The organism is Billgrantia sp. Q4P2 (assembly GCF_052806135.1).
This window is the reverse complement of sequence record NZ_JBRBAI010000003.1, coordinates 75,880-95,995: the sequence shown is the minus strand read 5'-3', so window position 1 is coordinate 95,995 and position 20,116 is coordinate 75,880. Positions and strand designations below refer to the sequence as shown.

Sequence of the window (20,116 nt, the reverse complement as noted above, 5' to 3'; positions counted from 1 at the left end):
TCAGCGGCACGTCTGCGTCAGCGCCGACAGCGAGCTCAGCTGTCTCCCCGCTGCATCGAAGTTCTTCGGCGCAAGCCAGCGCTCCAGGCGTGCCTCGACGGCGGGCCATTCGCTGTCCAGCAGGGAGAACCAGGCGGTGTCGCGGCTATGCCCATTCTCCACCCGATGCTGGCGGAAGATACCCTCGAAGCGAAAACCCAGGCGCTCGGCGGCACGCCGCGAGGCGGCGTTGAGCGTATTGCACTTCCACTCGTAGCGCCGGTAACCCAGTTCGAAGGCGTGGCGCATCAGCAGCAGCATGGCCTCGGTGGCCGCCGGCGTGCGCCGCAGCGCTGGAGTGAAGTGGATATGACCGACCTCGATGCTGCCGTGCTCCGGCACGATGTTGAGGTAGCTGGCCAGCCCCAGCGCCCGTCCGGGTGCCCGCTCGTCAGCCGCTTCGACGATGGCATAGAACAGCGGGTCTTCACTGCCAGCCCTGGCCGCCAGCCAGACGCGGTACTGTTCGGCATCGGCGAACGGCATGCCGCCGGAGTAGGTCCAGCGCGCCTCGGGGGCATCGTGCGTGCCTTGGCCGGGTGCCAGCAAAGCGGCATGCAGCGAATCGGCATGGTGCTCCGCTGACAGCGGTTCGAGGCGAACCCTTCGGCCTTGCAGCGGCATACGAGCCGGCCGGCGTGCCGGCTGCCAGTCGGGCAGGGCAGCGCCGACCGGTTGGCCAAAGTCGTTGTGGCTCATGTTATGGCTCACGTCGGCCAGGGTCATGAAGTGCACTCCTCATCGGTCAATTGCTGCATGTAGCGCCACAGCTGGCGCGCCTGCGGGTCGCAACTCTCGGCCAGGGCTGCCTCGACGCCGGCCTGGTCGGCCTCAGAACGCTGACGGCCTAGCTTGGCCTTGCCCGCCAGCGTCTCGATGGGCAGGCGAAAGCCGACCACGCCGGCCTGCATCTTCTCCAGATAGCCTTGTTCACGGGACAGCGAATCGAGCAGGGCGGGCTCAAAGTGCGCCAGGCTGCGATCGAGCAGCTCCCGCGTGGCCTCTGTCCCCAGCAGTTCGAGGGTGCCCGTGGCGTGCACGGCCAGGTAGTTCCAGGTCGGCGAGATGTAGGCATGTGGACCGCTGAAGATTGCCAGCGCTCGGCTGTTGGAGAGCGTTTTCCAGTGCGGGTTGGCCCGGGCGAAGTGACCATAGAGCGTGCCCAGATCGCCTTCGCTGCGCTCAAGCAGCAGCGGCAGGTGCGTGGCCTGCAGGTCGGTATCGACCAGGGCGGCGAAGCCGTGCCGCTCGATCAGCTCCCAGGCCTGAGCGCGCTTGAGCCGCATCGATGGGGGAACGTACATGGCGCCTCCGGATCAGTCCTGGTTCGCCTGCGTGTCGAACAGCAGGCCGTAGTGGTAGAAGGTGGTGTCGCGCTGCCAGCCGAGCGATTCGTAGAGCGCCTGGGCAGTGCGGTTGTCGATTTCGGTGGCGAGCTTGAGATGGCCGACGCCATGGCTTGCGGCCAATTCCCTGGCGGCCTGCATCAGGGCGCGACCGACGCCGCTGCGGCGTGCATCGGGTGCGACGAACAGGTCGTTGAGCAGCCACAGTGGCGCCAGGCGCACGGTAGAGAGCAGCGGATAGAGCTGAACGAAGCCCTGTAGCTCTCCTTCGCTGCCTTCATGAACCAGAATGTGCGAGTCACCGCCTTCCAGGCGTGCCTGCAGGAAGCGCCGGGCGCCTTCGAGGTCGGCGGCCTGGCGGTAGAAGCGGCGGTAGCCGTCGAGCAGCTCACTGAGCGGGGCAAGATCGGCAAGAGTGGCATGGCGAATGGGCATCGTGGCTCTCCTCGTTGTTCCCTGACGGTGGTTGGCCCAGTCTGATGTCTGACTGGTCCCTTGCTAAGAGCCATTCTTGCGATTTTTCATAGAGCCACTTCGTGGCGTTGAGGATCGCTGCCCAAAACGCCGGACAGGAGCGGCGCTCACGCTAAGCTTTAGTCTGAAAAGTCGGCGAGCGAAGGTCAGGCAAGGAAGAAATCAGCGACAAATCGGCAGGAAAGCCGATTTGGGCAGCTCCGCTGCTCGAAGAGCGAGCGACAGGGATGTCGCGAGTCCAAAGACGGAGTTTACGTGGTGTAAATGAGTATTTTGATCTGACTCGCGCACGAGCTGATTTTTGACGCCGTATGGCCAAGCGCAGACAGTTTTCAGACATAGCCTAGAATGGAGCCATGAACCACGTGAACAAAACCTACTCCGAGTCGATGTTGCGCTTGCCCTACCGCCCGCCCTATGACTGGCAGGCGATACTGGCCTTCCTGTCCCGGCGGACGATTCCGGGGCTCGAGCGCATCGATGGAGAGGGCTATCACCGGGTTTTCCGCATCGGCGAAACGGCCGGCAGCGTAAGTGTGAAGGATGTTTCCGGCGATAGCGCGCTGCATGCATCGATCCGGCTGCCCGAGCTTTCAGCCTTGCCCAATGTCATCGCTCGCTTGCGGCGGCTCTTCGATCTCGAGGCCGATCCCGAGGCGATACGCCGGGGGCTCGGTCGTGACTCGGCACTGGCACCCCTGGTAGAAAGCCGCCCGGGGCTTCGCGTGCCGGGCGGATGGGATCCGTTCGAGGTCGCCGTGCGGGCCATCCTCGGCCAGCAGGTCAGCGTCGATGCCGCCACGCGGCTGGCCGGCAGGCTGGTCGAACGGCTGGGCGAGCGCGTGGCAGGCCAGGAGGACGCCGGCCTGGACCGGTTGTTTCCCACCCCCGAGCGCTTTACCTTCGACGAGATCAGAGCGCTCGGCATGCCCGGAGCGCGAGCCACCGCTCTGGTGCGACTGGCGTCGGCCTATCTCGAGCAGCCCCGCTTGTTCGAGCGCCGTGCGAGTCTCGAGGAGAGCGTCGCTCACCTGTGTGCTCTGCCAGGCATCGGCGAGTGGACGGCGCACTACATCGCCATGCGCGGGCTGCAGGAGAGCGATGCCTTCCTGCCCCGCGACGTGGCGCTGCAACGTGCGCTGGCGGAGCAGGGCCGGCGCCCCACGCCGCGTGAGCTGCTCGCGCGTGCCGAGGCCTGGCGGCCCTGGCGTGCCTATGCCGTGATGCATCTGTGGCATGCCGATGCGGCCACCACGACGGCAGAAAAACCGCAACAGGAGAAGTGCAATGCGACTCTGGCTTGATCGATTGCCGTCCCCCGTGGGCGAGCTGCGACTGGTTGGCGATGACCAAGGCGCACTGCGAGCGCTGGAATTCGACAGCCACGACGAACGGCTGCACCGCTTGCTGGCGCGCCACTATCGCCACTACGAACTCGTCGAAGGCAAAGCGCCTGAGGTCATCCGGCAGGCGCTGGAGGCCTACTTCGCCGGTGACTCTTCCCATCTCGATGCGGTGCCGGTGGCCACCGGCGGCACCGAGTTTCAGCGCCAGGTATGGCAAGCGCTGCGCCAGATTCCGGCCGGCACCACGATCAGCTACGGCGAGCTGGCCGCAAATATCGGACGCCCCGGTGCCAGCCGCGCCGTCGGCCTGGCCAATGGCGCCAACCCGGTGGCCATCGTGGTACCGTGCCATCGGGTGATCGGTGCCAACGGCACCCTGACCGGCTATGGCGGCGGGCTACCGCGCAAGCGCTGGCTGGTGGAGCACGAGCGGCGCCAGCGGCAGAGCGACCTGTTCACGCTCGCGTAGCGGCCCGTGCCAGCTCAGGTCTCCTCGGCCAACCCATCCAGCAGCTTGCTCAAGAGCTCGCCCAGTGCCTGCTGCTCCTCACGGCTGAGAGCGGAAAGCATTCGGGCCTCGTTCGCCACGTGGCGAGGCACGACTCGGTTCATCAGGGCCAAGCCTTCCTCGGTCAGCGAGACCAGCGTGCCGCGCCGATCCTCGGGATTCGGCGAGCGCACGATCAGGCCCGCCTTCTCCAGGCGATCCAGTCGACTGGTCATGCCTCCCGACGAGACCATCAGTGTCTCGAACAGCTGCGTCGGCCCCAGCCGGTAGGGCGCCCCCGAGCGCCGCAGCGTGGCCAGTACGTCGAACTCTCCCAACTGCAGGCCGTACTCCTTGAAGAAGGCCTGTAGCCGCTCCTGGGTAAGCAGCTGAGTGGTTTTCATATATCCCACTACCTCCATCGGCAGCAGGTCGAGCTCGGGCATTTCTCGTTGCCATTGGGCAATGGCTTGCTTGACACGATTCATAGGTGTGTTTATCTTTCCATCAAGATACTTTCTGTAGAGAATCTTTCGCCGCGCGAAACAGGAGCCCGATCATGGCCAACTCTACGAAACTGCGCAACCGCACCGGCTGGTATGCCCTGGCTTGCCTGCTACTGGTCGGCAGCCTGCTGGCCTTGTCTCTGGTCGTGGCCAAAGTCGCCGACGGAGCCGGTGCGCCGCGCCTGAGCTTCCTCATGGTGGCGGTGACCGGCGCTGGCGTGCTGCTCCTGGCGCTGGCAACCCAGCAGCGTCAGCCGATGCGACTCGACAGGCGCATCGTCGAGTACGCGCTAGTCTCGGGCGCACTGTTTGCCCTGCCCAATGCGCTGGGCTTCCTGGCGGTGCGTCACGTGGGGGCTGGGTTCGTCTCGCTCAGCTTTGCCTTCCCGATTCTGGTGACCTGGGTGATTGCAGTGGGGATGGGCATGGAGCGCGTCAATGCGCTACGGCTGCTCGGCGTGCTGCTGGGGCTGGCAGGAGGGGTGTTGCTGGCGTGGGCCAAGGCGGGCGGCATGCAAGGCGCACAGGGCTGGGTCGCGTTGGTATTGACGATCCCACTGATCATCGCGCTGGGCAATATCTATCGCACCCTGCGCTGGCCCGGCGAGGCAGGGCCGGTCTACCTCGCTGCGCTGATGCTGCTGGGTGGCGCGCTGGCGCTTGCCCCCTTCGTGCTGGCATTCGAGGCCCGGCAATTGGCACAGTTGCTCGGCTCGACAGGGGTGCTTCGGCTGCTGCTCGCCGAAGTGGCCGTCTTCACGGTGCTCTACGTCTTCTATTTCGTGCTGCAGAAAATCGCCGGCCCCGTCTACCTCAGCCAGATCGGCATGGTGGCGGCATTGGTCGGCACGTTGATTGCGGTCTCGCTGCTGGGCGAGACGGTACCGCCCTACCTGGGCCTGGCGGGGGCACTGGTGGTCCTCGGTGCGGTCCTGTTCCACCGTGGCGCCGTGCGCCGCGAAACGCCACCGCCTGCCACGGCGGAAGTCTGACCACAGGAGAGTTGCATGACCCCCATGGAAGCCCTGCATTGGCGCTATGCCGCCAAACGAATGAATGGCAGGAAAGTGCCCCAAGGCACGCTAGATAACATTCTCGAGGCCGCACGTCTGGCGCCGTCGTCCTACGGTCTCCAGCCTTACAGTGTACTGGTGGTGGAAGACCCAGCGCTGCGCGAGCGGATCCGGCACGCTGCGTGCGACCAGCCCCAGGTCAGCGAGTGCTCCCACCTGTTGATCTTCGCCGCCTGGACCGAGGTGGATGGCCGGCATGTGGACGAGCTGATCGCACTGACCGCCGCAGCGCGGGGGCTCGACCCAGCGGAGCTGGAAGGGTATCGACAGTCGCTCCATGCTGCCGTTGCCGGTTTCACCACGCCGGAGGCGCGGCAGCAGTGGGCGGCTCGACAGGCCTATATCGCCCTGGGCACGGCCTTGACCGCAGCGGCAGCGGAACGGATCGATGCCTCACCGATGGAAGGATTCGACCCGCCGGCATTGGATGCACTGTTGGGCCTTGAGGCGCAGGGGCTGCGTAGCGTAGTGCTGCTGGCGCTTGGCTATCGCGATACGCAACAAGATCGCCTGGCTGGGCAGGCCAAGGTGCGCTGGCCCAGGGAGCGCTTCTTGGTGGAATGGAGCGGGGCCTGATGGCCCCGTTGGTCTTCCAGGTACCGTCCAGAAAGTCGGCGAGCGTAGGCAGTTTTTGGATGGTGCCTAGACGCTGCCTTCCTTCTCGATAACCAGCACCCTGGCTTCGCCTACAGGACAGGCGACATGTTCGGTGCCTGTCGAGGCAAAGAAGATGTCGCCCACCTCCAGCAGCCGTGAATGCTCGACGCCCTCGCTGCGATAACGCATCTCCACCTGGCCATCGAGCACCACGAAGACTTCCTCGCCATCGTTGATGTGCCAGCGGTATGGCTGGTCTGTCCAATGCAGGCGGGTGGTGATGCCGTTCATATTGGCGATGTTCTTGGCGCCCCAGGCGCGCTCGGCGGTGAAGTCCCGGCTGCGGGTGATTTCCATGCGGCTGTGTCCTTCGCGCTACGATACGGTTTTCCGGGTGAACACCCGAAGCTTCGAGCGCAAGCCTGAGTGCCTCTCCAGGTTCGCGCTCGAAGCCATTATGCTCGGCGAATCGGCCGTTTCGCCATCCTTGCCGCTGCCGAAGGTCAGGATGGGATTCGAGCCGCCTGGTGGGAGAGCGCCAGACGTTCTGCGAGTTGCTCCGCCTGCAGGCAGGCGTGTCGGCGCGCTTCGCCGTCGATCTCGCTGCCAAAGAGAGTCTTTTCCACGATCACCGATTCGATATCGGTAATGCCGACAAACTTCAACCACATCTCGAAGTATACTTTTTGGTAGTCGTATTCTTGCGAGGGTGTAAACGAATCGTTGGCGTAGCTCAGTCCCCTGGCATAAACCACGATGGCTTTCTTGCCAGTGAGCAGGCCGCTGAATCCGAACTCGGGATCGAAGGAAAACAGGATGTCCTTCTGCGATACCAGGTCGATGAAGTGCTTGAGTTTATAGGGAATGCTGAAATTCCACAGCGGCATCGAAAACAGTAGCAGGTCGGCCTCGTGCAGGTGGGAAGCGAGCTGACGCAGGCGATCCCAGGCCTGTTGCTGAGCTGGCGTCAGCGGTGTGCCGGCTAGCCCGGCGTATTTCGCGGCCATGGCGCTCTCGTCGAACTCGGGGAGCTCGATGTCCCATAGATCCAAATGTTTCACTTGGGTGTCCGGTATATGTCCACGGAAGTTCGTGATGAAGCTGTGAGCGGCTTCCAACGACGCGGAGCGCTGCCGGCGGGGAGAAGACGAGACATGCAGGATAATTGTCATGATACAAATCTCGGTGATTGTTTGTTCTTATATGCCAGCACTTTTGGATCGGAAATATAAATTAAATCATGTGATGGTATTTATAATGAACCGAGATGATGTTTTTTTCGTAACTCTGCTACGATGTTTGAGGGGGTAAGGCAGCACGGTAGGGCAGAAGAAATCATCAGGCGGCATCACTATGACGAGCTGCCGAGTGATACATAAAAACTGCAAGCCATATTTATCATGGACAGATATGCATATGCTCGATCTGCTTCTCTTGAGGAGTTTCGTCGCCGTCATCGATGAAGGTAGCTTCACTCGGGCCGCCAGTCGCCTGCACCTGACCCAGCCGGCCATCAGCGGGCACCTGCGTCGTCTGGAGACGCAAGTCGGCAAGCCTTTGCTTCGCCGTACGACACGGGCCTTCGAAGTGACACCGGACGGAGAGTGCCTGGCAGCGTATGCCAGGGCCATCCTGGCGCTCAACCGTGATGCCATGACCCAGCTTTCTCGCTCCTCTTACCAAGGCAATGTTCGCTTGGGAGTTGCCGAGGATTGCGTCACCGTCACGCTGATGCGCGCGCTCAGGGAGTTCGTGGAAGACAACCCACAAGTCGAACTCGGCGTGCGGGTGGGTATACCCGGCGACATGATCGTGGCCATGAAGCGAGGCGATGTGGACCTGATACTGGGAGCTCAGTGCGGCTCGCAGGAGCCGGGGCGCCTGCTATGGCACGAACCGCTGGTTTGGGCCTGGACCGACCGCTGCCCTGTACGCTTGCCCTCCCCACTACCCCTGGCCCTGTTCCCGGAGGCTTGTCCCTACCGCGAAGCCGCCTTGACCCAACTGGCGCTGGCCGGCATTCCGCAGCGCATGGCCATGCTATGCACCAGCGGAGCCAGCCTGCGAGCGGCAGTGGAGGGAGGATTTGCCCTGGCACCGATGCCGGAGAGTCAGATCGGCCCTGGGCTGGTTGCCCTGTCGGAAGAGCATGGCCTGCCTCTGCTGCCTGAGGCCGAGTTCATGCTGATGACCAGCCCGACGGGAGACCAGACCGTGCTCTCGGCCTTGGCCGACCGGATCGTCGAACATCTTTGCCCCACCCCGGTAGCGGAGCCGGCCTAGGAGCCCGGGCACATCGTTGGCTGAGAGGACGGTCCGAAGGCTGTCGTCAGGGAGGAGAACAAGAATGCGACTGAGCAGCGTCATGCGATTGGCCGCCAGGGCCTCGACCGGGAGTGACTCGATCTTTGCCAAGGCTCTTGTCAGGGCAGCGGCCAAGCCGCGCCCGGCCAGCCAGCCACAGTTCACCCCACAGCAGACGGGCACGACACCGCAGTGGAACGCTGGCACGACCTTCCAGCCGGTTCAGGCCACGAACAGCGCGCCTTTTCCAGGCTATGGCGTCTATTCACCGGCATACCTGGAATCGTTGGCTCTACTTCCTGACCTCAACCAGGACGAACCATATCTGTTTCCGGACTTAGCGCCGGAAAACTTTACCCTGGAAGGAGGCGAGGACCCCTTCCAGAACGTGCACACGGTCGAGCCGGTGGACAATGTCGAGACCGACGAGAACGCCGCCGCGGAAACGGCAGAGGAGATCGTCGACGACGTTGCCTCGGGCAAGAGCATCGCCCAGGTCGCCGAGGAATACGGCATCAGCCCCCAGGATGTTCTCGACCAGCTCGAGGCCGGTGGTCTGGAGCTCGAGGGCACACAATCCGATGATGGCAGCGAGACCACGATCAAGGTCGTCGATGGTGAGACGGGCGAGACCGTTACCGAATACAACTTCACCGAGCAGCAAGATGGCGTGATAGTGGAAGAGGCCACCGATGCTGATGGTAACACCACTACGACGGTGATCGATGCAGACGGCAACCGCACGACACTCGATCCTGGACAGGAGACGACCCGCGAGGGCGTCGATGGCATCGCCGAGGCTCTCGCCGCTGGGCAGGGCATCGATGCGATCGCCGAGGAGCGTAATCTGACCCGCGAGCAAATCGAGGCCCAACTGCGGGCGGCGGGTTACGTGATCCAGTCCGAGACCAATGCCCTGGGCAATGGCGGTGAACAATACACCACCAGCATCGTCGACGCGGAAGATGGCGAAGTGATTGCCAGCTATAGCTCGGGCCCGGGTGTCGGTAATTCATCGCTGCATGTCGATGCCGACGGCAACGAGACGCGCCGGACCGAACTCCCCAGTGGCAGTACCACGGAAATAGTGACCAAGGCGAATGGCCGCGAGATCAAGGAAACGACCAACGCCGAAGGAGAGACGACGCGAGAAGTTACCGACAACGGTTATACGCTGACGACCCCACCGGATGGCGATCTGACGCTGCACCGCCACAAAGATGACCAGGAGATCACGATCGAGCGGGGAACGAAAGAGCAGTCTATGGCCGAGGAACTGCTTGAGCTCGATCCCGATGGCTCCGACGAGGACAGGGTGTTGCAGGCCGTCATCGACGAGATGCTGGCGGAGCGGGACGACGAGGGCAACCTCAAGGATCTCAATGAGCTCGAAGCCGACCTGGAGGATCAGGATCAGGCGGTGGAAGACGCGCTCGAGGAGATCCTCGGCGAAGATGGCGATGAGGGCGATGTCATCAAGCCTGGCGAAGAGGCGGAAGAAGGCGATCCCCTGGGCAAGCCGCCGAGTGACGATGCCCCCTCGGGAGGCGATTGGGTCGCGATGCTCTACCAGGGCGAATGGAAGTGGGTGGATTCGGCCATTGCCGAGGTGCTCCAAGATCGGGAGTCGGCAAGGCTGGCGCTGAGACTGGCAGAGGCGGAAGCCACGCGCGATCTGTCGCAGTTGGCGGTCTATGGGCTCGATGACGAGTACGAGGATGCCATGGACGCTGCCATCGAGCGCATCAATGAGTTGTGGGCACCGCATGGGCTGCGCTGGGTGCCGCCGGATTTTGAACAGCTAGGGCTGAGCTTGGATGACGCCCAAGAGAGCCTGAACAGTGCCAATACCTGGATAGACTACCTGGAAACGGAGCAAGAATTCCAAGATCTGCAAGAGGAAGCCGATGGACTCAAGGAGGATGTCCTCGAGGCTTATCGTAATGATGAGGACTACGCGGACTACTTCAAGGAGGAAGGGTTCGAGGAGACCACTGAAACGGCTAGCCCTAGAAACCCCTCGGGGGAACAAGAGCATACCGGGGAGCTATTGCACCAGTCCGTGGTTGAGATAGATGGCCAGCTTTACCTGCGCAATATCTATGCAGACCGCGATAGTCCCCTGGATAAGCCACTGACCCTGAGCCCTGATAGCGACCTAAGCGGTCTGTCGGACGAACAGCGGCGCCTCAACGAGGAGTGGCAGGAACTGAAGCTGGGCGAGGAGCCTATGCGGCTGCAAGAGGAAGCCCTTGAGGCCGCCCGGGCAGCCAACCCGGAGTACTTCCGTCCCGAGGGCTATTCGGAGACGCGCCCTGGTGGACCGGGGGGAGACTATGAGTGGGAGTCGGGCGAACTGACGGACTCGCGGGTCGTCGAGCGCGATGGTCAGCTCATTGTCATCAATACCTACGGCGAGGGCTTCGAGGAGACGACGAAGGAGCTACCGCTCACCTCTGCACCGGGTGAAGAGATACCTGATGACTTCTCCCAGGCGCAGCGAGAGGCCAACGAGGCCTGGCAGGAGTTCACCGAGGGTAAGGACATCGATGAAGACCTGAGGACGCGAATCTTAGATCAGGCGCGCCAGGAACACCCCGATCATTTCAAGCCCGAAGGCTTTACCGACACCACTCCGCAGCGGCTAGGGGACCCGATCGAAGAGCACTCAGGTGCACGACAGAGCCAAGAAATCGTCGAGCGCGATGGTCAATTATTCCTGGTTTCCACCTTTGAGAACCTGGATGAGCCGCTGGAAACACAGCTGACCTTTGACCCTGAAAGCGATACATTAAGGCGGACGCCGACCGAACAGCTGATCGATGATGACTGGGCGAGATATAAGGAGTATCGCTACAGCTCAGAAGATAGCCTGGCAGGAATGATGGAGGATCGGCACGAAGCCGAAAGCGCTGTCAATGAGTGGCTCGCCGAGCAGCAGCGTGAAGCGGCGGATGCCCCCATTTCGGAGCTGGAACAACGCTATCAGGACGAGCTCGAGGAGCACGGCGAAGGCACGGTCACGCCCGGTGGCGAAGAGGCGGAGCGTATCGAGATCGATGGCGTGATGCGCTGGGTGCACCCGGATGTTGCGGAAGCCTATCGGAACAAGGAAGCCAGCCACGAAGTCCTTCAGGACGGTGAGGACATTACTGAACGGGCGGAGGATCTGTACGGTGAACAGCATCCGGATCACGTCGATCCCGATGGCTTCACCTTCAAGGATCCAGATGCAGTGGGACCTAGCGCCCAGTACATTTCGACGGGCGCCATAATGGGGGCGGACTCCGGCATCATCGTGGGCGACAATGGTCAGCTCTATCTGCGCAATGTTTATGAAGACGAGGATGAGCCGCGCAACTTTCCACTGACTTACGCCCCGGGCACCGCCCCGGAGGGACGTTCCGAAGAACAATTGCGTCTTGACCGGGAGTGGGCCGACTGGTGGGAGGCTCATGGGGAAGATGGAGAAGAAGACCCTCTGGCCGCGGCACAACAGGCCTACGAGGAAGCCCAGGAGGCCTATGGCGACCAGGTCGAGCGTTATGGAACTGGCACGACACGGGAATTGACCGAGGCATTGCCTGACGGGGTAGATCCCGTGCTGGTGACGATCGATGAGCAGGTGCTCGACCCTGGCGGCCTGCAGATCATGGACCCCATGCCGGTGACGACCGTTGGCGAACAGCGTAGCGTCCATCCCGATGTGGCGATGGCCCTGCGCGCTCTGGAAGCCGCCAGGTCACAACGTGAAAGCAGTGCAACCGCCGCCGAAGAGATGGCATTGGCCGCCGTGGAATCCGACTACCGTGCCAGTCGTCCATCGACCTGGAAGCTGCTCAATGACGGGGCCTCTGCGGAGCATGAGATGAGTGTCCAGGCCGCGTGGCAGATGGAAGAGGTATACCTCGAGGCGAACGGTGAGCACGGCAGCCTGACACAGGCGCGCACCGAACTGCTTGACAGTCAGGAGGCGCTGCTGACGACCGAAGAGGGCTTGGTTCGGGCAGGGTTTGAGGCATCGGGCGAGGCCATGGAGCTGGCCATGGCCAGTGGAGTCGACTCGGTAGATCTGGCAAATGGCCTGCAGGCCGGTGAGTTGAGCGACGTGCGTGCACAGGTGGTGAATGATCGTGAAGAGTTGCAAGAGTCGGCGCAATGGAACGACCATCTAAGGCAGGATTACTCCCTCGATGATCGGCTCGACCCTGAAAATGGGCATATCATCGAAGATTATTATAAAGAAAACCCTGAGGTGGCAAGAACAGCGATCGAGGATCGCCTCGAAGCCTTGCCGGAGTCGATCAAGTTGGACGATGACGACGCGCGTGAGGTGCTCGATCAGGCACTGGGCAGCGATGACGAGGAACTCGTGGATGCTGTCGAGGATCAACTGCGCGAGATCGGAGGCGATAACGCCGAAGTTGGTATCATCCCTATCCTTTATCGGGATAGCCATGGGATACGCGATACAGCGTTGTTTACCGTAGAAGATGGTGACGGCAAGACATGGCTGGTCGACGAGAGCGGAAGCAAATATCGCAATTTCGATGATTTCCGGCAGCATAACTACTTGTCCGATAAGGGGCATGTGTTTCTGCCGGAAAGCCCCAACCGACTGACCGATGCCAGTGGCGCTCTCACCTATGAGTGGCATCAGGCTCGTGAGCTGAGCGTCGCCGAACAGTGGCTGGATCCCATCATCGGTATCGGTACCGGCATCGCCACTCTCGCCTCTTTCATCCCACCATTGGCACCAATCGCGGTACCTATCGCCTTCGCAGGAGGTGCTTACTTCGGGGCACGCAGTGTTTCCAATATTCATGAGATGCATGAGTATGGCCGGCCGCTGGCCAGTACGGAAGGGGTTATGCAAGGGGCGATGTTGATAACCTCCTTCTTGCCCATGGGGGCGAGTGCCTTCCGCGTCGCCGGCCTCACCCGGGCAGGTACCCCAGCGGGGGTGGCCGTACGGACGAGTACCGGGGCCGTCAATACCTGGGGGAAAGGCTGGAGCCAGAACCCCATGTATCAGGAGGCCGCCGAGCAGCTGACCCGTCGCGGTGTCGCCTTCAGTACGGCACGCGGCCTCGATCGGGCCGCCATGGGGATCGGTATTCCGCTGATGGGCTATTCCGGCGCCAATTTGGCGACGAATTGGAACGACATGACCAGGCTGGAGAAAACCGCCGCCTTGACAGAGTTGGCCAGCGGACTCTTCGGCGTCGGCATGGGCTATCAGGCATCGCGGGCCGCGCGCCCCAACCAGGGCGCGCCCGAGACATTGACCCAAGGCAAGCTGCCGGCCCGGCATGGAGATCCCACGCCACCCCTTGGGCTACCTCGCCTTTACCGGCTTGGCGATCTGGATGCATTGAATCAGGCATCGGTGGACGGGGCCTTACCCGCGGGACACCACGTTCACTTCGTTCAGCCTGGCCGGTTGGACAGCACCAATTTTGTCTTGCGTGAAGGGACGGTGCTGCGTGGTGGGCGTGTGGATAGTGATGGGCATATCCGCTGGTCGACGAGCCGACGCGAACAGCCGACCATCTATACCCTGAGCGATGGCGGCAATGGTCACCAGACCGTCCATATTCAGGACTCGGGGAGTGGGCGAGTCCTGCGGAATCGCGACTTCGACAATGAGGCCTATGTCCTTGTCACCGACAAATCGGCGAGCCAATTGCGTGGAGTGCTCAACCCCAACAATCAGGACACCCAGCCCTTTGCCCTCTATAACGGCAGAGAGGGAAATTGGGGGTCGGCACGCAGCTATCAGAAAGCCATTCGCTTTCTGCTGCTGAGCGCGGGTACTCTCGGTGGCGCAATTTCCCTGGGAGGACCACCTGAGATTTCGATGCCACTGAATGCATTGGCCTATGGGGTGCGTGGTGCTCTCCTGGGGTTACAAGCCGTATTCCCCAGCGCGACAGCCGTAGATACTGGCTGGGGAAGACTGTTGCGTGGAGGGGTGTTCTTAACTTTCGCGATTAATGTCCCCGGCACCGTTGGTAATTATACGGTCAACGACAGCGGGCACTTTCAGCTGCAACCCCCGGGCGGAGGTGTTGGGTGGGCCGACGCTGGTCAGGCTTGGGCATACGCGCTCGGGAACTCGGCCTATATGGCAAAAACCTTCCAGGAAGCGTCAACGGGCAAGCCGGCCATGTCCGCTGTGGATGACATAGCACTTCCCTTCTTCGTGGCCGGAGGTGCCGAGGGTTTGGCGTCGAGTGCATGGACGAGTGGTTGGCCGCCGGATGCAATGACGGGATATAACGCCACCACAAACACCATGCTTGTCGGTGGAGCGACTCGCTTGTGGATCCGGGATAGCGCGGTGGGGAAAAAAGTCGGCTCCTGGCTCAGTTCGCACATGCCACACCTGAGCGGCATCGCCAAGTTCAACAAGCGTGATGTCGCCACTCTGATCGGATTTACCGGGACCTTGATACCCGCCGCCGCCATGGGGATGAAAGACCACTTAGATGAGCAGGTTAATACGGAGGCCGAAGAGATCGATCCTGAACTCTTCGGCTATGTGCCATCCAACTTTTCACCACCCGAGACGCCGCCGGCCGGTGAGAAAGCCGATAACGTACCCCTTAGGCTCGCTGACGAGCCGACGACATTCGAGCCATTGACCGAGGCAATCCAGCTGGTCGTCATTGATCGACAAGGTCTCCCCTTGCACGCTGATCCAGTCAACGCCTCAACCACAGTTGCTTTTTTCCCTCACGGGACTTTCCTGAAACAAGGTGGGAGCCATGTGACGGATGCTGATGGCAACGAATGGATTCCTGTGCTCCTGGGAACGGATGAAGCATCTGTCGGTTGGGCGATAGCGCGACAAGTTGCCGAGCATCCCAATGGTGCTATGGGGGAGAGCGGACGTATTAATCCGGCCCATGAAGAGCGTTTCGTTGCTGTGACGGTGGAAATGAATCAAACCATGGGTGGGATAGCGTTACAGCGTGGGTACGATATTGAGCAGGTTGTGGTGCTCAATCTGGAGCATATCATTGACCCTGGCGTCATCTATCCTGGGGACCGGGTCTACCTACCTGAGAGACAGTCCGAAATTTGAACCCCTGGTTATGGTTGATAATGATCCGGGCTGGGTGTTTATTTTGATCTGTTATTTGTCGTGGCGATTTCGGTTATTATGATTTGTTATAATTGTCTTTTTGCGACTTAGGAGGGCATATCACGATTTTTTAATTGCGATGAAACGTTGTTTGTCTATTATGGAAGAAGATTGATGTTCAGCGAGATATCCTCTCTTTTGCGACTTGTTGAAAGAGAAAAGTGAATGTCTGGTTTTGCTTCTTCCTGTCATGGTCCGAGAAAGGAGACATAGCATGGCGATCTTCAAGCTCAAGGAAAAGAAAGAGGATGAAGGTGTTTCCGGCGCTGGCGGTGCCGGTGGTGGCGGCATCAATGTTCAGGAACTGAAAAAAGTCTTTGAGGAGGCTGCCGAGAAGTCGATGGCCGTCAGCAAGACCAAGACCGAGGGTAACACCGAAGTCGATACCGCCAGGGCGGCACGCCCGAACAATTGACGCGGTCACGATGGACGCTGGCGGGGCACCAGCGTCCGTTCGTGCTTGAAGATTCTCGGCTGTGCATTGCCGCTTTCACGTACGGGGTGGGGCTCGTGCGTGATGGCCTTTCATGACGGGTGGCGTTCATGGCTTCCGTGTCTTCGTTATTGTTGCCGACGACCGAGACGTTCTCCACGCTCGAGGTCAGAAGCGGTTTCCACCGCGGCGTGGCGGTTCCCCTCGAGCGATCCGTCTGTCGCCTCGGCTCCGCCGCCAGCAGCGATGTCATGTTGAGCGACGATGGCATTGCCGCTGAACATGTCATCTTGCGCTTCCACGGGCGTATGGTAGCCATCGAGGCGGTCGGCGGTACCGCCGAAGCCAATGGCAAACCGTTGGCACAGGGTACCGGTTGGCGGACTCCGCTGCCGGTCACTCTCACCATCGGTGAGGCGACACTCACCCTCTCCCGGCCGGAGCTTTCGTTGCCGCCTGCCTTGCAGAGCGCCCGCCAGGCCGCTGGTACGCTCAAGGAACGTGTGCAGGCCGGCGTTCCGGCCGTATCGGTAGCCTTGGGGCGTCGCCTGGCTCCGCTGGAAGCGGGCTTGCGTCGCGTCGCGCTACCCATCGGGTCGGTCCTGCAAGGCTGGCTGATGGGGTTCTGGCTGCGCATCGAGCGGTTCATGGCGCCGGTGAACCGACGCCTGGGGCGCTGGTTGGCGCCGCTGGGAGATTTCATGGTCCGCCAGTGGCAGCGGGCACCGATACCCGCGCCCTGGCGCCAACGGCTGGCCCTGGTGGGCCGGGCCGCGCCTCATGTATTGGCCGGGCGCGGTGCCGCCGTGATGGCCTTCTGCTCCTCCCTCGCGCTCGTGGGGGCTTATCAGATGATTGGCGTCGGCAAGGCAGGAGCCGACATTTCCGCCAGCGCACTCTACTCCACGGGCATGTTGCATCCACAGGCGGCCGAGGCGGCTCGTGCGCTGATGGATAGCGAGACGCCACCCGAGGAGGCACTGGCGCAGCGCCTCGCCGAGGCCGGGCTGGAGGGGCTGCAAGTACGCGATGCCGGCAATCATCTGATCGTGGCCGGTGAATTCCCGCCCGAACGCTATGACGAGTGGCGCGACGTACAGCACTGGTTCGACCAGCACTACGGTAGTCGTCAGCTGTTGATCAGCGAGGCTCGGCCGCGGCTATCGGTCGACTCGCCGGCGCTCCAGTTCCAGGCGGTGTGGCTTGGGGACAACCCCTACGTCGTCGATGCCCGGGGCGAGCGTCTCTATCCCGGCGCTCCCTTGCAGGAGGGGTGGGTGCTGGCCGAGATCGCCGAGGGCCGTGTCACGGTACGCCGTGATGGCACCGAATTCTCCCTGACGCTCTGAGGGGGCTGCCCATGAGAGTCATTTCCGAGCGCCCCCATGACGACACCCGACTTCGCACGGGCACGGTGAGCCACGCTGGCGAGCGCGGTGGTGGGCATGTCGGTGAGATAGAGAGTGGCAAGCCCGTCGACCCGGAGCGCCAGGCCGATTTCGCCAGGGCGGTGGAGGATAGCCAGGCCAGGCGTCAACAAGAAGGCACGTTGCGCGAGCGGGTCGAACGCTTGGCGCAGCCGTCGCCGAGCGATCCATCGCTGTACGGCAACGAGCGTAGCATCGAGCTGCTCCAGCACGTGGCCGAGGTGGTGCTGCCCGGGATGGACGTATCGCCCGAGATCGCCGATCTGGCCGTGCAGATGATCAATGAAGAGGTCACGCAGCGCCTGGAGTGGGCAGCACGCCGTACCGAGGCCGAGGAGTACGAGCCATGAGGGATAGCGACCAGGGAGCGGCGGAGCTGCTGAACATGATGGGGCACCTCTACCTCAAGAGTGGCGAAAAGAAGCGTGGCCTGGTGCTGCTGCTGATCGCCGCGCATGCGGCGCCGGCACATGTCGGGATCCTGCATTCCCTGTCCCGGGCCTTCATTGCGGTGGGCGATGCGCCGCGTGCGCTCGAGGCGCTCGATCGCATCGAGCAGCTGCAGGGAGCCTCACCGGCGCTGGTATTGCTGCAAAGCCGTGCGCTGTGGGCGGACGGTCAAAGGGACGAGGCGCGGCGCCGCTTTCACGATTACCTGCAGCTGCGGGGGAGTGCATGAGCGCGGCCTTGGCGAAGCTCAATCTCGTTGCCCAGCGGGCGGCCCAGCGCAGCGACATCGTCATTGCGCTGTTCACCGTGCTGGCGGTGATCATGATGATCATCCCGCTGCCGACGACCCTCGTGGATGTCTTGATCGGTATCAACATCGGTTTCAGCCTGCTGATCCTCGTCGTGGCGTTCTATATCTCTCACCCGGTCGAGTATTCGTCGCTGCCGCCGATCATCCTGCTGGCCACCCTGTTTCGCCTGGCGCTGTCGATCACCACCACCCGCTTGATTCTGCTCGAGGGCGATGCCGGACAGATCGTCTCGGCATTCGGCCACTTCGTCATTGCCGGTGAAGTGGTGATCGGCCTGGTGGTGTTCCTGATCATCACCGTGGCGCAGTTCCTGGTGATCACCAAGGGGGCCGAGCGGGTCGCGGAGGTTGCGGCCCGTTTCATCCTCGATGCCATGCCGGGCAAGCAGATGAGCATCGACAACGACCTGCGCAATGGCGACATCGATCAGGAGGAGGCGCGTGGCAGGCGCCGGCGCCTGGAGCAGGAGAGCCAGCTCTATGGGGCGATGGACGGCGCGATGAAGTTCGTCAAGGGCGATGCCATCGCTGGCCTGGTGATCCTGTGCGTGAACCTGATCGGTGGGCTGTCGTTGGGCATGGTCAAGCGGGGCATGTCGTTCGGTGAGGCGGTGAACACCTATTCGCTGCTGACGGTCGGTGATGGCCTCGTGGCCCAGATCCCGGCGCTGCTGATCGCCGTGGGAGCCGGCACCGTGGTGACGCGGGTCAGTTCGAATACCGGACACAACGGTGACCTGGGCAGCGAGATCGTCGCTCAGCTCGGCAGGAACTCCCGGGCACTGGGGCTGACAGCCGTCATCTTGTTCTTCGTCGCCTTCATTCCAGGGTTTGCCTCCGGCGTGTTTCTCGCCTTGGCCGCCGGTTTGGGCTTTGCGGCCTTCGTCATCCGGCGACGGGAACGCCAGCTCGTGGCTCAGGCCGGCAACGCGTCGCCCGCCTTGGCCATGTCGGCTGGTGCCACGCCGGCTAGTGGTAGTACCGCTCCACCGCCCGAAGTGTCGCCGCCACCGGCTCCTCACGAGCCTGAAGCCTCTGCGCCGGCATCGGGAGCGGATGGCGTGCACCGGGTGAGGCTCAGCCTGGCGGCCCCTGTGGCCGACGAGCTGTCCGTGGATGCCCTGCGCTGGGATCTCGACGAGGCGCGCCGCCGGGCCGGCGAAACCCTGGGGGTCGATATGCCCGGCGTCGGTTTGCGTGTCGATGCGGCATTGGAGGCCCAGCACTTTGCCATCGAACTCGACGAAGTCCCGATCATGCAGGGAGAGCTTCCAGCCGGGCGGGTACTGCTTGATGACGATCCCGTACATCTGGAGCTGCTGGAGGTGGAGGCCGACGAGCATCCGTCGCCGCTGAGCCGGCAACCGGGGCAGTGGGTGGCCGTGGGGGAGTGTGAGCGCCTGGATGAGGCCGGGATCGGTTACCTCAAGGCCGATCAAGTGCTGTGCCGCTGCCTGGAGCGCACCCTGACGCGCTATGCCGGTGAGTTTGTCGGTATTCAGGAAACCCGTGCCCTGCTGTCGCGCATGGAACAGGACTATGCCGAGCTGGTGGGCGAGGCGGTGCGTGTGGTGTCGCTGCAGAAGATCGCGGATATCCTGCGCCGCCTGGTGGACGAGGGCATTCCACTGCGCGCCCTGCGCACCATCCTCGAGGCGACAGTGACCTGGGGGCCTCAGGAGGCGAGCGTGACACGGCTGACCGAGCGGATTCGGGCGGCGCTGTCGCGTCAGATCTGTCATCGCTTTGCCCGTGCCGACCGGGTGCTGCCGGCCTGGGTGGTGTCGCGTCAGGTCGAGGAAGCCATTCGTGCGACCCAGCGTAACAGCGATGGCACTCCCAGAAGTGGCAGCGTGCCGGCCACGCTGTCGCGCTCCCTGAGCCGTTGGTTCCAGCAGCGTCTCGAGGCGTTGGACGGCGATGTGTCACCTGTGGTGGTGGTTTCCGCTGACGTGCGGTCGGTGCTGCAACAGTGGGTGAGGCGACATGAGTTGGACCTGCCGGTCATCGCCTGGACCGAGATTGCGCCGGAGTTCAGTCTCCAGTCGCTGGCCCAGGTCAGGCTGTCGCAAGAGCAATCGCGGGGCGACGGCGCTGCTGCGACCGGCGCGCCCAAGGGCGCAACGGAATGAGCATCTTCAACGCCAACTTCTCTTCCCCTGGACATGGAGCAG

The 20,116-nt window shown here is 62.4% G+C and carries 17 protein-coding genes; 11 read left to right on the top strand and 6 right to left on the bottom strand.

What is annotated here, in order from left to right; all coding sequences use genetic code 11:
• From ACUY1T_RS05825 to ACUY1T_RS05815, 3 genes are read right to left on the bottom strand one after another with little or no spacing between them, the layout of a single operon-like run.
• Positions 1-765: a GNAT family N-acetyltransferase gene (locus tag ACUY1T_RS05825; protein WP_446020912.1), complete on the bottom strand. Its 765-nt coding sequence runs from the start codon at positions 763-765 to the stop codon at positions 1-3.
• Positions 762-1,343, bottom strand: coding sequence for an FMN-binding negative transcriptional regulator (locus tag ACUY1T_RS05820; protein ID WP_446020910.1), 582 nt, complete (start codon positions 1,341-1,343; stop codon positions 762-764). Before ACUY1T_RS05820 ends, ACUY1T_RS05825 begins: the two co-directional genes overlap by 4 nt.
• Positions 1,344-1,355: 12 nt before the next feature.
• Entirely contained in the window at positions 1,356-1,820 is a 465-nt protein-coding gene (locus ACUY1T_RS05815) for an N-acetyltransferase family protein (RefSeq protein ID WP_446020909.1), read from the bottom strand.
• 404 nt (positions 1,821-2,224) lie between these two features.
• On the opposite strand from ACUY1T_RS05815, the gene ACUY1T_RS05810 reads away from it, so the two are divergent.
• Together ACUY1T_RS05810 and ogt are read left to right on the top strand one after the other, a co-directional pair.
• The gene (locus ACUY1T_RS05810; RefSeq protein ID WP_446020907.1) at positions 2,225-3,163 is read left to right on the top strand and encodes a DNA-3-methyladenine glycosylase family protein; all 939 of its coding nucleotides are present in this window, start codon (positions 2,225-2,227) and stop codon (positions 3,161-3,163) included.
• Positions 3,147-3,674 carry a methylated-DNA--[protein]-cysteine S-methyltransferase gene (gene ogt, locus ACUY1T_RS05805; protein WP_446020905.1) on the top strand — a complete coding sequence of 176 codons (528 nt, stop codon included), beginning with the start codon at positions 3,147-3,149 and terminating at the stop codon, positions 3,672-3,674. The genes ACUY1T_RS05810 and ogt overlap by 17 nt, the downstream gene beginning before the upstream one ends.
• A gap of 14 nt (positions 3,675-3,688) precedes the next feature.
• Here ogt and ACUY1T_RS05800 read toward each other — a convergent pair whose 3' ends face one another.
• On the bottom strand, positions 3,689-4,096 hold the full coding sequence (locus ACUY1T_RS05800) for a MarR family winged helix-turn-helix transcriptional regulator (protein WP_446020904.1): 408 nt from the start codon (positions 4,094-4,096) through the stop codon (positions 3,689-3,691).
• A 155-nt stretch (positions 4,097-4,251) separates the two neighbouring features.
• On the opposite strand from ACUY1T_RS05800, the gene ACUY1T_RS05795 reads away from it, so the two are divergent.
• Positions 4,252-5,190, top strand: a complete 939-nt coding sequence (locus tag ACUY1T_RS05795; RefSeq protein ID WP_446020902.1) for an EamA/RhaT family transporter — start codon at positions 4,252-4,254, stop codon at positions 5,188-5,190.
• A 15-nt stretch (positions 5,191-5,205) separates the two neighbouring features.
• On the top strand, positions 5,206-5,847 hold the full coding sequence (locus ACUY1T_RS05790) for a nitroreductase family protein (RefSeq protein WP_446020900.1): 642 nt from the start codon (positions 5,206-5,208) through the stop codon (positions 5,845-5,847).
• Between the two features lie 66 nt (positions 5,848-5,913).
• Here the strand turns inward: ACUY1T_RS05790 and ACUY1T_RS05785 are convergent, their stop codons facing one another.
• Positions 5,914-6,225, bottom strand: a complete 312-nt coding sequence (locus ACUY1T_RS05785; protein ID WP_446020898.1) for a cupin — start codon at positions 6,223-6,225, stop codon at positions 5,914-5,916.
• A gap of 146 nt (positions 6,226-6,371) precedes the next feature.
• On the bottom strand, positions 6,372-7,040 hold the full coding sequence (locus ACUY1T_RS05780; protein ID WP_446020896.1) for an FMN-dependent NADH-azoreductase: 669 nt from the start codon (positions 7,038-7,040) through the stop codon (positions 6,372-6,374).
• A gap of 244 nt (positions 7,041-7,284) precedes the next feature.
• On the opposite strand from ACUY1T_RS05780, the gene ACUY1T_RS05775 reads away from it, so the two are divergent.
• The 7 genes from ACUY1T_RS05775 (at position 7,285) to sctV (ending at position 20,074) form a co-directional block, all read left to right on the top strand.
• A complete protein-coding gene (locus tag ACUY1T_RS05775) occupies positions 7,285-8,151 on the top strand; it encodes a LysR family transcriptional regulator (RefSeq protein ID WP_446020894.1) in 867 nt (288 codons plus the stop codon).
• A gap of 64 nt (positions 8,152-8,215) precedes the next feature.
• Complete coding sequence (locus tag ACUY1T_RS05770; RefSeq protein WP_446020892.1) at positions 8,216-15,262, top strand: hypothetical protein; 7,047 nt, start codon at positions 8,216-8,218, stop codon at positions 15,260-15,262.
• Between the two features lie 274 nt (positions 15,263-15,536).
• Positions 15,537-15,737: a hypothetical protein gene (locus tag ACUY1T_RS05765; RefSeq protein ID WP_446020890.1), complete on the top strand. Its 201-nt coding sequence runs from the start codon at positions 15,537-15,539 to the stop codon at positions 15,735-15,737.
• A gap of 128 nt (positions 15,738-15,865) precedes the next feature.
• Entirely contained in the window at positions 15,866-17,104 is a 1,239-nt protein-coding gene (locus tag ACUY1T_RS05760) for a SctD/MshK family protein (RefSeq protein ID WP_446020888.1), read from the top strand.
• Positions 17,105-17,115: 11 nt separating this feature from the next.
• Positions 17,116-17,532, top strand: coding sequence for a hypothetical protein (locus ACUY1T_RS05755; protein ID WP_434232772.1), 417 nt, complete (start codon positions 17,116-17,118; stop codon positions 17,530-17,532).
• Complete coding sequence (locus ACUY1T_RS05750) at positions 17,529-17,861, top strand: tetratricopeptide repeat protein (RefSeq protein WP_434232770.1); 333 nt, start codon at positions 17,529-17,531, stop codon at positions 17,859-17,861. The genes ACUY1T_RS05755 and ACUY1T_RS05750 overlap by 4 nt, the downstream gene beginning before the upstream one ends.
• Positions 17,858-20,074 carry a type III secretion system export apparatus subunit SctV gene (gene sctV, locus ACUY1T_RS05745; protein ID WP_446020886.1) on the top strand — a complete coding sequence of 739 codons (2,217 nt, stop codon included), beginning with the start codon at positions 17,858-17,860 and terminating at the stop codon, positions 20,072-20,074. The genes ACUY1T_RS05750 and sctV overlap by 4 nt, the downstream gene beginning before the upstream one ends.
• Positions 20,075-20,116: the final 42 nt, after the last annotated feature.